Source organism: Streptomyces sp. RLA012 (assembly GCF_056270325.1).
The window spans coordinates 2,894,329-2,908,129 of sequence record NZ_JBWDPA010000002.1; the positions used below are offsets into that span (position 1 = coordinate 2,894,329).

Consider the following 13,801-nt stretch of genomic DNA (forward strand, 5'->3'; position numbering starts at 1 on the left):
AGTGGACAACTCACCAACTCCGGAGAGTGACAATCGGACTCGGCGCCTCCTCAGCGCCTTCTCGGCGCAGTCCCCGCGCCGCCTGAGCGCCTCCCCCGCGCCTCCTCGACGGCACCGGGCGTCTCCCCGACGGCACGGGCAAGCCCCCCTCCCCTACGACCCGTCCCCCACCGGAAACCTCCGCTCGTTCCGGTCGATCTTCGCGTCGAGCGCCGCCAGCGCATCGATGCCGAGCACCTCGCACAGCTGGAGCAGATACGCCAGGACGTCCGCCACCTCGTCCGTGACGCGGTGCGCGCTGTCCGCGTCATCCATCACCCGCGCCGACTCCTCGGGGGTCAACCACTGGAAGATCTCGACCAGTTCGGACGCCTCCACGCTCAGCGCGGCGACCAGGTTCTTGGGGGTGTGGTACTGCTGCCAGTTCCGCGCGGCCGCGAACTCGGCCAGCCTGCGCTGCAACTTCGCCACGTCCAGTTCACTTTCACTCACGGCGTCAGGTCTACCACCGTCGCCCCTGCCACCCCAGCCACCCCGGCCACCCCAGCCACCCCAGCCACCCCGGCGTCTCCCGCCACCCCGCACTCCCGGACGGCATCGCTCACCGCCGCCACCAGCCGGATGTGCCCCCGCTCGCACATCCGCGCCGCCAGCCGCAGCAGCTCCCCGGTCTGCCGGACGTCCAGCCCGCGGTCGAGGCCGTCGGCCAGCACCGTGAGCGTCTGCAGCGCGGCCGGCACCTCGCCCGCCGGATCGACCTCCAGCACTCCAGGGCCGGTGAGCAGCACCAGGGCCAGGGCCAGATACCTCAGCTCACCGTCCCCGAGCAGCCCGAGGTGCGTACGGACGCCGTCGCCCCGGTCGAGGAGCGCGCGAACCGTGCCGTCGTCGAGCGGCTCGGCCAGTACGTCCGTGACCGGGCCCGCGCATCCGGCCCGTACCGCCGCGACCAGGTGCGCGTACCGGTGGCCGCACTCCGACCGGGTGCGCCACAGCACCTCGGCGAGGTTGCCGCAGCCCCGGAGCAGCCGTCCCGCGCCGAGCGGAGCGGCCGCGCGCATCCGCCGGGGGCTCGGGTCGCAGGCGTACACGGACCGCAGGGCGACGACCATCTGCTCGGCCGCGGCGAGGACCCGCCGCTCGCCGTCCGTCCGGCCGGCGACGCGCAGCGGCAGCTGCGCGGTGCCGAGGCGGTCGTCGGGGAGCGGGCCCCGGGTCACCGTGGACGAGCCGGCCGTGTGCCAGGCGGCCTGGACGGCACGGCGCCCCGGATCCCGTAGCGCGGTCTCCAGGAGGGTCAGGCCGCCCGCGGTCAACCGCTCGCCGACGATGCGCAGTTCGGGCTCGGCCTGTACGGCGACATCGAGCCGTACGGGGCCTTCGGGGCCGTCGACCGTGCAGCCGATGCGGAAGCCGCGCCGCCGCTGGGCGTCGGGCCGGGACCGCTCGGGTACGCAGGCGACCGGGTCCGGGAACACCTCCTCCAGTGCGGCCCCGCCGCCGAGCCGCGCCAGTGCCTCGTACGCCCGCAGGGCACCGGTCTTGCCGCTGCCGCTGGGCCCTGTGAAGAGGGTGAGCGGTCCGAGCGGGAACCGGGCGCGCCGGTGGGCGGCGAAGGCGGCGAGCCGGAGTTCGGTGGCGCCGGGCCGGTCGGGGCGCGGCTGGGCCTGCGCGGGGGCCGCCAAAGATGACACCAAAGATGACACGGTCATATGTGGACGGTAGGGCTCCGCGACCAGGCGAACCGTTACACCCTGGTGACCTTCCTACGATCGAGGGATCGGGCGACGAGCCCAGGGTCCTCCCGGAGGTCAGATCCCCGGAACCCCCGCCCCCTCCATCAGCCCCTGCACCTCGGTACCGCGCGGTGTGAGCAGGAACACGTTCCGGTCGACCCGGTGCATTCCGCTCGCGAGTCCGAAGACCACCCCGGTGCTGAAGTCCAGCACCCGCTTGGCGACCTCGGTCTCCGCGCTGGTCAGGTCGAGCAGGACCGGGATGCCCGACATCAGCGTCTCGGCGACGTCGCGGGCGTCCGCGAACACATTGACCCGCAGGACCACGAAGCGGCGCCTCGCCTCGGTCACGGCCTCGGGTATCGACCGGTGATCGACCGCCGAGGGCCATGCGTCCCGGCCCCGCAGCGGAACGACCTGGGCGAGCCCTTCCCACTGCTCGTCGGTGACGTCGTGGCCGTTCACCGGCCCACCCCGTCCTGGCTCGCGCTCATTGTCTGCACCGGCCAATTCTTACCCATGGTCACCCGTTCGGCCCAACAGCGACACGGTCCGCGACGCCCTCACATCGCCCGTCGGCCGGTTGTGCAGCGGGCGTAACCCCTCAAGATCACGCCATGTGACATCGGCGTAACGGGCAATTCGTACTGTCGTCGGCATGACCACGACCCCCCGCCCGGAGCAGGTCCGGACCGTCTGCTCGTACTGCGGTGTGGGCTGCGGCATGGTCCTCGACCTCGGCAGGGGGCCGGACGGACGGCGTACGGTCCTGAAGGCGTCCGGCGACAAGGCGCACCCGGCGAACTCGGGCCGGCTGTGCACCAAGGGTGCGACCACGGCCGACATGCTCGCCGCGCCCGGCCGGCTGACCACCGCGCTCGTGCGGGACGACCGCGGCGAGGAGCCGAGGCCCGTCCCCGTCGACGCGGCGCTCGCCGAGACCGCCCGGCGCTTTCGCGCGATCATCGACGAGCACGGCCCGGACGCCGTCGCCTTCTACGTCTCGGGGCAGATGAGCCTCGAAGCGCAGTACCTGGCGAACAAGCTGGCCAAGGGCTTCGTACGAACGAACCGGATCGAGTCGAACTCACGGCTGTGCATGGCGAGCGCGGGCACCGGCTACAAGCTGTCGCTCGGCGCCGACGGGCCCCCGGGGTCGTACGACGATCTCGACCGCGCGGACGTGTTCCTCGTGATCGGCTCGAACATGGCCGACTGCCATCCGATCCTCTTCCTGCGGCTCATGGAGCGGGTGAAGGCCGGGGCCAAGCTGATCGTCGTCGATCCGCGGCGCACCGCGACCGCGGCGAAGGCCGATCTCTTTCTGCAGATCAGGCCCGGGGCCGACCTCGCGCTGCTCAACGGACTGCTGCACCTGCTGCACGAGGGCGGGTACACGGACCCGGACTTCATCGCCCGGCACACCGAGGGCTGGGAGGCCATGCCCCCGTTCCTCGCCGACTATCCGCCCGCGGCCGTCGCCGAGATCACCGGCATCCCGGAGGACGACATCCGGGCGGCGGCGCGGCTGATCGGCGAGGCCGGGGAGTGGACGAGCTGCTGGACCATGGGGCTCAACCAGTCCACGCACGGCACCTGGAACACCAACGCGCTGATCAATCTCCATCTCGCGACGGGGGCCGTCTGCCGGCCGGGCAGCGGTCCCTTCTCCCTCACCGGGCAGCCCAACGCCATGGGCGGCCGCGAGATGGGGTACATGGGGCCCGGGCTGCCCGGTCAGCGGTCCGTGCTGGTGGATGAGGAGCGCGCCTTCGTCGAGGACCTGTGGGGGCTGCCGGAGGGGAGCATCCGCAAGGACGGGGTGGGGCAGGGCACGGTCGAGATGTTCCGGAAGATGGCCGACGGGGAGATCAAGGCCTGCTGGATCATCTGCACCAACCCGGTCGCCTCGGTCGCCAATCGCCGGACGGTGATCGAGGGACTGGAGGCCGCCGAGTTCGTCGTCACCCAGGACGTCTTCGCCGAGACCGAGACCAACGCGTACGCCGATGTCGTACTCCCGGGCGCGCTGTGGACGGAGGCCGAGGGCGTCCTGATCAACAGCGAGCGGACGCTGACCCTGGCGCGGCCCGTCGTCGACCCGCCCGGTGAGGCCATGGCGGACTGGCGGATCATCGCGGCCGTCGCCTGCGCCCTGGGATACGAGGACGGGTTCTCCTACGAGAGCGCCGAACAGGTCTTCGAGGAGATCAAACGGGCGTGGAACCCGAAGACCGGGTGGGATCTGCGCGGCGCCTCGTACGAGCGGCTGCGGGGCGGGCCCGTGCAGTGGCCCGCCGCCCGGGAGGACGGGCCCCGGCGGAACCCGATCCGGTACGTGGCGGGGGACGGTGAAGGGGCGGGCGGGCCGGTGTTTCCCACGGTGAGCGGGCGGGCCGTGTTCCACCCGCGGCCTCATCTGCCGCCGGCCGAGATGCCCGACGACGACTTTCCGTTCGTCCTCAACACCGGACGGCTGCAGCACCAGTGGCACACGCTGACCAAGACGGGGAAGGTGGCGAAGCTCAACAGGCTGAACCCCGGGCCGTTCGTGGAGCTGCATCCGCAGGACGCGGCCGCGCTCGGGATCGCGGAGGGGGACTCGGTGGAGGTCGCCTCCCGGCGGGGGCGGGCCGTGTTGCCCGCGGTGCTGACGGACCGGGTGCGGCCGGGGTGCGTGTTCGCGCCCTTCCACTGGAACGACCTGTTCGGGGAGTACCTGAGCATCAACGCGGTGACCAGTGACGCGGTGGATCCGGTGTCGTTCCAGCCGGAGTTCAAGGTGTGCGCGGTGTCGCTGGCGAAGGTTGCCGCCCCGGCCGTCCCTGCCCGTTCCCGTCCTCCGGAGGCTTCGTCCCCGGACCCCCGTATCGCCCGGGGGACTCGTCCTCGAACGCCGGACGGGCTGAACATGCCCGACCGGGCCGAAAGGGCACCCGGAGCCTTCGGCCTGGAGCTCGCACCACCGCCTGTCCTCTCCGCCACCGAACGTCAGTACCTCACCGGCTTCCTCGCCGGGCTCTCCTCCGGTCTCCCCGGCGTGCCCGTGCTCCCGCCGGACGCCCCCTTCGACCCCGCGCACGCCCTCTGGGTGAACGGCGTGCTCGCCGGGATGTACTCGCGTTCCGCGCCCCCGGCCGCCCCGGCGGCGGAGCCGGCGGGCCGCGATGTCGTGGTGCTGTGGGCCTCGCAGACGGGGAACGCGGAGGAGTTCGCGACGGCCGCCACCGAGCGGCTCGCCGCCACCGGGCACCGGGCGCGGCTGGTCGGCATGGACGAGGCGGACGTCGGCGCGCTCGCCCACAGCGCCGATCTGCTCTTCATCACCAGTACGTTCGGGGACGGCGACGCGCCCGACAACGGGTCCGGTCTGTGGGACACCCTGTCCGCGCGGGAGGCTCCGCGCCTGGACGGTGTGCGCTATGCCGTGCTGGCCTTCGGCGACTCCTCGTACGACGACTTCTGCGGGCACGGGCGCCGGCTGGACGCGCGGCTGGACGAGCTGGGCGCCGTACGCCTGGCTCCCCGTACGGACTGCGAACCGGACTACGAGCCGTCCGCGGACGCCTGGCTCCAGCAGATCCTCACCGCGCTCGGCGGCCGGCCGGAAACCCCCGCGGCGCCCCGCGCCGCCAAGCCCGCACAGGCCGCCGCCACCGCCCGGCTCACCGGCAACCGGCTGCTCAGCCTGCCCGGCGCCGGCAAGGAGGTCCGCCGGTTCACCTTCGACACCCGGGACGGCGACAGCCCGCTGCCGTACGAGGCGGGGGACGCGCTCGGCGTACGGCCCGTCAACGCGCGGGAGCTGGTGAGCGAATGGCTGGAGGTGACGGGCGTCGCCGGCACGGCCTCCGTGGAGGTGCCGGGAGCGGGGGACGTGTCCTTCGCCGAGGCCCTGCTCCGGCATCTCGACATCACCCGGATCACCCCGGACCTGCTGCGCTTCGTCGGGGAACGGACGCGTGACGGGCGGGAGCTGAGGAAACTGCAGCGCCCGGACAACAAGGGCGAGTTGGCGCGCTGGTCCTGGGGTCGGCAGGCCGTGGACGTGGTGGCCGAGCATCCGGTGCGGGCGTCCGCGCAGGAGTGGGCCGAGGTGTTCAAGCGGCTGCAGCCCCGCCTGTACTCGATCTCGTCGAGTCCGCTCGTCGACCCGTGTCTCGTCTCCCTGACCGTCTCCGTCGTGCGGTACGAGAGTCCGCGCGGCCGGCCGCGCGGCGGGGTGTGTTCGCCCTTCCTCGCCGACGCCGAGCCGGACGCCCGGGTGCCGGTGTTCGTGCAGCGGTCCGCGCACTTCCGGCCCCCGGCGGACGCGACGACGCCCATGGTGATGGTGGGGCCCGGTACCGGAGTCGCGCCGTTCGTCGGCTTCCTGGAGGAGCGGCGGGCGCTCGGCCATCGGGCGCCGAACTGGCTGTTCTTCGGCGAGCAGCACCGCGCCACCGACTTCTACTACGAGGACGAGCTGACCGCGCTGCTCGACGACGGCACCCTCGCCCGGCTCGACACGGCGTTCTCGCGCGACCAGCGCGCCAAGGTCTACGTCCAGGACCGGATGCGCGAGCACGGGCCCGAGTTGTGGCACTGGCTCCAGGACGGCGCCCGTTTCTATGTGTGCGGGGACGCCTCGCGCATGGCCAAGGACGTCGACCGGGCGCTGCGGGACATCGCCGTCACACACGGCGGTCTGGGCGAGGCGGAGGCCACCGCGTACGTCAAGCAGCTGGCGGCGGACAAGCGGTACGTGCGGGACGTGTACTGAGACGACGTATACGGAGAGGACGCGTACGGAGACGACGTCTGCCGGGACGACGTCTGCCGGGACACGGGCCGTGGGGTGCGCCACGCGAGCCACAAAGTGCACATAATTGGCAAAACCGGCACCGGCATCGCAATCGAGGCGCATCCATGAGCCTGAGCATCCGCAACCAGCTCCCCGGCACCGTCACCTCCGTCACCCCGGGCGAGGTGATGGCGACGGTGAAGGTCCACCTGGACGGCGGCCAGGACCTCACCGCGGCCATCACCCTGGAGGCGGTCGAGGAGCTGGGTCTCATCGCGGGCTCCACGGTCCGCGCCCTGGTCAAGTCGACGGAGGTGTCCCTGGCCACCGGCCGGGTGGACGGCGTGAGCATCCGCAACCAGCTCCCCGGCAGGGTGACCGAGGTGTCCACGGGCGGGGCCATGGCCCGCGTCAAGGTCGAGGTCGCGGGCGCCGAGCTGACCTCCGCGATCACCAAGGACGCGGTCACGGAACTCGGCCTGACGGCGGGCTCATCGGTCGTGGCACTCATCAAGGCCACCGAGGTGTCCCTCTCCAACGCCTGAGACACCCCGAGTACGAGACACACATCCGCGCATGCACCACCAAAGTACGAGACGCCCTTATATGAGACGCCTCCGCACCACACGCACCCACATCGGGCACAAACGTTCTTCTTACCGCCCTCACACCCGACTCTTCACGTTCGGCATCACGGCCTTCAACTGCGGGAATTACCGTCCGTTCCCGTGTACTTGGCAGAAATGAGGCCGTCGACCACCGGCCCACAAGCCCTCACGAAGGCGTTGCCCGACGAGACGCCCGCGCAGTGGCACCGCGTCCTGACCCTGCTCGCCGACATCAGCCTCTTCATCGGCATGCGCCCGATGTGGACGACGGCCGCGAGCCACCAACTCGCCGTGGCGGCGGTGATCTCGCTCTGCTACGCCTCGATCCTGGTGACGGGCGTCCTGACGCTGATCGTGCGCCGTACCCGCTCGCTGGCCCGTCTCGACCTCGTCGTCCTGATGACCGCCGTGACGCTCGCGGTGTGCGGATACGCCATGTACCACGGCGCGGCCGACGAATCGATCCTCACCACGCAGGCGGCCCACGAATTCGTCGCCGGACACCAGGTCTACGACCAGCCGTGGCCCTGGCTCTTCGAGGAGCACGGCGTCGCCCTCACCCCGACGATGACCGGCGGCTACGACTACACGTACGGCTATCCGCCGCTGCCCCTGCTGCTCACCGCGCCGTTCCTGTGGATGGGGCACGGGGCGGCCCCGGCGGTCCTGACCAGCACGGCCACCCTGGTCCTGGCCACGATCGTGATGTGGCGGATGCTGCCGACGCAGTGGCGGTCCGCGGCCACGACGATCTGCCTGGGCCTCGGCCTGCTGCCCGCGTACGCCCGGCTCGGCTACCCGGCGATCATCGCCTGCGCCTTTCTCGTCCCGGTGGTGGTGCGCTGGCCGCGGATGGGCTACGGCGGGCGGAGCGACTGGATGCGCGCGGCGTGCCTGGGCGCGGCCTGCGCCTCCCAGCAACTGCCGTGGTTTTTCACGCCGTTCCTGCTCGCCGGGGTCTACGCCCTGCGTCGCGGCGATCTCGGCCCGCGCGCGGCGGCGGTGGCCGTGGGCCGGATCGTGGGCGTGGCCGCCCTGACCTGGCTGCTGATCAACGCGTACTTCATCGTGAGCGAGCCCCGCAGCTGGTTCTCCGGGATCCTGCTCCCCCTCACCCAGCAGGCGAACGTGCACGGCCAGGGCCTGGTCGGGATCTCGCTGTACTTCACCGACGGCAGCGAGCGGCTGTCCTGGTACTCGCACGCGAGCATGCTGCTGGCCGCCGGTCTGCTCGGGCTCTTCGTGTTCTTCGTGCGCCGGCTGGGGCCCGCCGCGACGGTCTTGCCGTGGTGCGCGTTCTTCCTGGCCACCCGCTCGCAGGACGGCTACTACCTGATGATGACGCCGCTCTGGCTGGCCGCGGCCGTCACCGCGCCGCCGGCCGCCTTCGCCGGCGCGTGGCAGCCCCGGCCCGCCTTCCTGCGCGGCCCGCGCCGGCAGCGGGCACTCGTCGCCACGGGCGCGCTGCTGATCGCCCCGTCCCTCGTCGCGGCGACCCTGGCGGTGACGGGCTCGCCGCCCCTGCGGATGCAGCTCGTCGGCGAGCGCCGGAACACCAGCCAGGCCGTGACCGCGCTCACCGTCCGCGTCACCAACCTCGGCGACGCGGCCCTCACCCCGCACTTCACCCTGACCACCGGCCAGGGGATGGGCCGCTACTGGTCCATCAGGTCCGGCCCGGCCACCCTCGCCCGGCACGCCTCGGCCCGCTACGAACTGCTGCCGCCCTCCGGCAAGTTCACCGTGCCCCGCGCCGGGGAACGCATCCGGCTGCGCGCCGTCTCCGCCGCGCCGATGACGCTCTCCAGCACGGACCTCCACCTGACGGCCGCGGCAGACGTCCGCTAGGACCACCGGGCATACGCCGCCGGTCGTGCTTCTCCGCGCCCGGAGGTAGACGTCAGGAGGATGATCCGGAGCGGGCGTACTGCGTTCTCAGTAGTCGGAAATGTCGGCACGTGCACGACGACGGGAGGGGTCTTCCACCGGGAACCTGATGGGGTTCCCGAGATCGACGAGTGGAGACCTCAGCCCGTGGCTACTTTCCTTTATCGACTGGGCCGAACGGCCTTCCGGCGACGTTGGTACGTCGCCTTGATGTGGGTGGCGGTGCTGGGCGCTGTCGGCTTCGGTGCGGTCAAGGCTCCCGCCGCCCCCGATCCGGACAACTCGATGCCGGGGATCGAGTCCCAGAAGGCGTTCGACCTGATGGAGCAGCGCTTCCCCGGGACGACCGCCAACGGGGCCAACGCCCGGATCGTGTTCGTCGCCCCCGACGGCCAGAAGATCACCGCCGCCGACAACAGGACGGCCGTCGAGAAGCTCGTCGACCAGGCGGCCGACGGTACTCAGGTCGCCGGCGCCGTGGACCCGTTCCAGGCGAAGGCCATCAGCAAGGACGGGACGACGGCGTACGCGACCGTCACCTACAAGGCGAAGGCCGACGACCTCACCGACGCAAGCAAGAACTCGTTGCGGGACGCGATAGCGCAGGCCCAGGACTCCGGCCTGACCGTCGAGGTCGGCGGCACCGCGCTGGCCACCACCCCCTCCGCGGGCGGGGCGGCCGAGGCGATCGGTATCGCCATCGCGGCCCTCGTCCTGATCATCACCTTCGGTTCGCTGACCGCCGCCGGGCTTCCGCTGCTCACCGCGATCATCGGTGTCGGCGTCTCCATGGCCGCGATCATGGCCCTGTCCAGCGCGTTCGGCCTCTCCTCCACCACCGGCACGCTCGCCACCATGCTCGGCCTCGCCTGCGGCATCGACTACGCGGTCTTCATCGTCTCCCGCTACCGCGAGGAACGCGCCAAGGGCCACACCCCGCAGGAAGCCGCGGGCCTCGCCACCGGCACCGCCGGATCCGCCGTCGTCTTCGCCGGCCTCACCGTCGTCATCGCCCTCGCCGGACTCTCCGTCGTCGGCATCCCCATGCTCACCAAGATGGGCCTCGCCGCCGCCGGAGCCGTCGTCGTCGGCGTCTTCATCGCCCTCAGCCTGGTGCCGGCGCTGCTCGGCTTCTGGCCCAACGCCGTCCTCTCCCGCAAGGCCCGCAAGACCGGAGAGATCACGGAGGGCGACCCGAACAACGGCGGCAGCCGCTGGGCCCGCTTCGTCCTGCGCCGCCCCCTGCCGGTCCTCCTGCTGTCGGTCGTGGGCCTGGGAACACTCGCCGTACCGGTGCTGGACCTCCAGCTGGGCACGAGCGGAGACGAGGCCAAGCCCACCTCCACCACCGAGCGCCGCGCCTACGACGACCTCGCCAAGGGCTTCGGCCCCGGCTTCAACGGCCCCCTGTCCATCGTCGTCGACGCCAAGGGCGCCAAGGACCCCAAGGCCGCGGTCAAGACCATCGAGGAGAAGATCGGCGGCACCGAGGGGGTCGTCTCCGTCACCGCCGCCCGGTTCAACCCGGCGGGTGACACCGCGGTCTTCTCGGCGGTCCCGTCCACGGCGCCCACCGACACCAGGACCCAGGACCTCGTCAACACGATCCGCGACGAGCGCCCGGCCACCGAGGCCTCGACGGGTGCCGAGTTCGAGGTCACCGGCACCACCGCGCTGAACATCGACATGGCGGAGAAGACCCAGAAGGCACTGATCCCCTACCTGATCGTCGTCGTGGGCCTGGCCATCCTGCTCCTGATGGTGGTCTTCCGTTCCCTCCTGGTCCCGGTCAAGGCGGCCGTCGGCTTCCTCCTGTCGGTGCTGGCCGCCCTCGGCTCCGTCGTCGCGGTCTTCCAGTGGGGCTGGGGCGCCTCGCTCCTCGGCCTTGAGACGACCGGTCCGATCATGAGCATGATGCCGATCTTCCTGGTGGGCATCGTCTTCGGACTCGCGATGGACTACGAGGTGTTCCTCGTCGCCCGGATGCGGGAGGCGTACGTCCACGGCGACAGCCCCAGCCAGGCCGTCCAGAGCGGCTTCCGGCACAGCGCCCGGGTCGTGGTCGCCGCCGCGCTGATCATGATGGCCGTGTTCTCCGGCTTCGTCGGAGCGAGCGAGCCCATCATCAAGATGATCGGCTTCGGACTCGCCATCGCCGTCCTGTTCGACGCGTTCGTGGTCCGCATGGCCTTCGTACCGGCCGTCCTGGCCCTGCTCGGCAAGGCCGCCTGGTGGATGCCGCGCCGGCTGGACAAGGTGCTGCCGAAGGTCGACGTGGAGGGCGAGGCACTCATCCACCAGTCCGCCGTCGCCCCGGCGCACAACGACCCGGCCGCATGGGAATCGGCCCGCGTCTGACCCGTCCCGCGTGCCGGAGGGCCACCCGTGCTCGGCACGGGCGGTCCTCCGGGCCGTTGGCCGGCGACACCGCCCGCCATGGTCACCGCACCCGACAGGAAACCCTCCCGATGATCACCAACTGGCAGCGGTTCGCCGAGGAACGCCCCCGCGCGGTCAACGCGATGGAGGCCATCCACGCGCGCGCCGAACACGCCGAGCGCACCCGCGACGAGGAGGCGCGACACCGGGTCGCCGAGGAGCGCATGCGCATCGCCCGCGACCTGCACGACGTCGTCGCCCACCATCTCGCCCTGGCCAACGCCCTGGCCGGCACCGCCGCGCACCTCGCGCGCTCCCACCCCGACCAGACGCAGCGGATCCTGGGCGACCTCGCCGAGACCACGTCCTCGGCGCTGCGGGAGCTCAAGGCCACCGTCGGTCTGCTGCGCCAGGCCAACGAGCCCGACGCGCCGCTGGAACCCTCCCCCGGGCTCGGCCGGCTCTCCGAACTGGCCGCCGCGTTCGCGTCCACCGGGCTCGACGTCGTCGTCACCACCGAGGGCGAGACGCGGCAGCTGGCCCCGAGCGTGGACCTGACCGCCTTCCGGATCGTGCAGGAGGCGCTCACCAACGTCACCAAGCACGCCGCCGTGAGAGAGGCACGCGTACAGCTCGCGTACTCCAAGAACAAGGTGCGGATCACGGTCGACGACGACGGCAACAAGGCTCCCGCGCCGCCTGCCCCCGGCAGCGGCTTCGGCCTCATCGGCATGCGTGAACGCGCCAGTTCGGTCGGCGGCCGCCTCCAGACCTACCGGCGGCCGGAGGGCGGTTTCACCGTCGCCACGGAACTGCCGATTCACCCCTGAGAACCCTGCACACGGTCACTCGCTCCTTCGCCCTGGCCCTTTCCTCGGCCTCTTGCTCACACTCACGCCGTCGGCACCGGGTCGCAGAACACGAGACCGTCTGTCACACCAGACGTCGTATCTCTCCGCGCACTCGGTAGAAGCCCCCCGATGAGGAGTGCAGCGCGTCCACGACATAGCGGGCGCCGGGCTGGCGTATCGCACGCGGGAACTGGACGTTCCAACTCGGCTCATAGCCCTCGGAGACCACATGCACGCGCACCCGCCCTCCTTCCTGAAGGCACTCCACGACGACCCCGCTCCCCGCCGCGGGGACGGCGCTGACCGTGGCGACGGAGGCGGCGGTGGTCAGCGGTGCGTACGTCGGCAGGGCGGCCGCCAGTTTGATGTCCGCGGCGACCGGGACGTTGCCCATCTGGGCGGCGTTGATCGCGGCCTCGCTCGCGTCGATGCAGGCGAGCGAACCGTCCGTGGAGACGATGTACAGCCTCTCGTCGTGGTACTGCATGGACAGCGCCGAGCCGCCGCCCGTGCCGAGCTTCCACAGCCGGCTGCCATCGGCGGTGAAGCAGTAGACGGAGGAGGCGGAGTCGCCCGCGAAGACGTACCGCCCGCCGGGGGACGTGGCACACGAGTACACCGCGGCGTCGCACTGGTAGGAGGCCTCGATCCGCCCGGTGGACTTGGCGAGCCGCTGGACGACGTGCCGCCCCGTCCCGGCGTAGACCGCGTTCTCCTCCTGCCATCCGAAGAGCACGTTGCCGCTGGTCGCGGTGTGCCAGAGCTGGCTGGTGCCGTCCGCCGCGTAGGCCGTCACACCGCGGCTGTGCCCGTGGTACACGGCGTGGTCGTCGGCCCGCACCATCCACGCGTCGTCCCCGGACGAGTTGCGCGACCACTGGAGCTCGTCCTCATGGTCGATGACCGTCAGACCGCCGTTGCGGTCGGCGACGTTCAGCACACCCGCGTGGATGTCCAGCCAGAAGATGTCCACCTCGGCCGCTATCTCGTAGGCCGCGAACGGCACCTTCGAGGAGAGGTCGTACACCCGGCCGTCGTCACAGCCCGCGTAGATCCAGAAGTCGTCCGCCACCAGGCACTTCACGCCGTCAGGCAGGGAGTAGTGAGCCAGCACCTCGCCGTCATGGCTCAGGTTGTAGACACTGCCGTGCTGGTTGCCGACCCAGCAGCGGTCCTCGTCCACATGGATGCCGAACGCCGAGGCGCCCGTACGGAACCGCCACAGCACCGGGGCCGTCGCCCGTGCCGTGGACGGGGCGGACGTCACCTGACGACGCGACACCGGGCGGGCCGCGCGCTGCCCCTGAACGGCGGGCGCGTATCCCTTGCGCACCTTCTCGCCTATCTTCTTCGCCGCCGCCGCGTTCGCCTTCTCGACGGTCGGAAAGGCGGAGGTCTGGCGCTGCCCGTCCACGCCGATCCGTCCGTACCGCACGGAGACGGTGGTCCCCTCGACGGTCACCTCGTAGAACTTGTGGGCACCGCCGCTCTCCTGAGACAGCTCCAGATACGTCGTGTTCCCCGACTGTCGTGCCTGCGCAGCGGACACAGCACACC

The 13,801-nt window shown here is 71.5% G+C and carries 8 protein-coding genes and 1 pseudogene; 5 read left to right on the forward strand and 4 right to left on the reverse strand.

The window, feature by feature from the left end:
- Positions 1 to 153: 153 nt before the first annotated feature.
- The 3 genes from RV986_RS13365 to RV986_RS13375 form a co-directional block, all read right to left on the reverse strand.
- Positions 154 to 492: a nucleotide pyrophosphohydrolase gene (locus RV986_RS13365; RefSeq protein WP_475917608.1), complete on the reverse strand. Its 339-nt coding sequence runs from the start codon at positions 490 to 492 to the stop codon at positions 154 to 156.
- The gene (locus tag RV986_RS13370) at positions 489 to 1,712 is read right to left on the reverse strand and encodes an AAA family ATPase (protein ID WP_475917609.1); all 1,224 of its coding nucleotides are present in this window, start codon (positions 1,710 to 1,712) and stop codon (positions 489 to 491) included. Before RV986_RS13370 ends, RV986_RS13365 begins: the two co-directional genes overlap by 4 nt.
- 99 nt (positions 1,713 to 1,811) lie before the next feature.
- Positions 1,812 to 2,201, reverse strand: a complete 390-nt coding sequence (locus RV986_RS13375) for a cell division protein SepF (protein WP_475917610.1) — start codon at positions 2,199 to 2,201, stop codon at positions 1,812 to 1,814.
- 193 nt (positions 2,202 to 2,394) lie between these two features.
- Here RV986_RS13375 and RV986_RS13380 point away from each other — a divergent pair, with 193 nt between their 5' ends.
- From RV986_RS13380 to RV986_RS13400, 5 genes and pseudogenes are all read left to right on the forward strand, one after another.
- Entirely contained in the window at positions 2,395 to 6,498 is a 4,104-nt protein-coding gene (locus RV986_RS13380) for a molybdopterin-dependent oxidoreductase (protein WP_475917611.1), read from the forward strand.
- A 146-nt stretch (positions 6,499 to 6,644) separates the two neighbouring features.
- Complete coding sequence (locus RV986_RS13385; protein ID WP_475917612.1) at positions 6,645 to 7,064, forward strand: TOBE domain-containing protein; 420 nt, start codon at positions 6,645 to 6,647, stop codon at positions 7,062 to 7,064.
- Between the two features lie 198 nt (positions 7,065 to 7,262).
- Positions 7,263 to 8,975, forward strand: coding sequence for a hypothetical protein (locus RV986_RS13390; RefSeq protein WP_475924271.1), 1,713 nt, complete (start codon positions 7,263 to 7,265; stop codon positions 8,973 to 8,975).
- Between the two features lie 186 nt (positions 8,976 to 9,161).
- Positions 9,162 to 11,372 (forward strand): MMPL family transporter, encoded by a 2,211-nt coding sequence (locus RV986_RS13395; RefSeq protein WP_475917613.1) that lies wholly within the window; start codon positions 9,162 to 9,164, stop codon positions 11,370 to 11,372.
- Between the two features lie 164 nt (positions 11,373 to 11,536).
- A pseudogene (locus tag RV986_RS13400) lies at positions 11,537 to 12,223 on the forward strand (sensor histidine kinase); the annotation flags it as partial.
- A gap of 103 nt (positions 12,224 to 12,326) precedes the next feature.
- Here the strand turns inward: RV986_RS13400 and RV986_RS13405 are convergent.
- Positions 12,327 to 13,793, reverse strand: coding sequence for a WGR domain-containing protein (locus tag RV986_RS13405; RefSeq protein WP_475917614.1), 1,467 nt, complete (start codon positions 13,791 to 13,793; stop codon positions 12,327 to 12,329).
- Positions 13,794 to 13,801 lie beyond the last annotated feature (8 nt).

Coding starts and splice junctions, on each gene's coding strand:
- RV986_RS13370 (WP_475917609.1), bottom strand. CDS start 1,712: ATGACCGTGTCATCTTTGGTGTCATCTTTGGCGGCCCCCGCGCAGGCC.
- RV986_RS13380 (WP_475917611.1), top strand. CDS start 2,395: ATGACCACGACCCCCCGCCCGGAGCAGGTCCGGACCGTCTGCTCGTAC.
- RV986_RS13385 (WP_475917612.1), top strand. CDS start 6,645: ATGAGCCTGAGCATCCGCAACCAGCTCCCCGGCACCGTCACCTCCGTC.
- RV986_RS13390 (WP_475924271.1), top strand. CDS start 7,263: ATGAGGCCGTCGACCACCGGCCCACAAGCCCTCACGAAGGCGTTGCCC.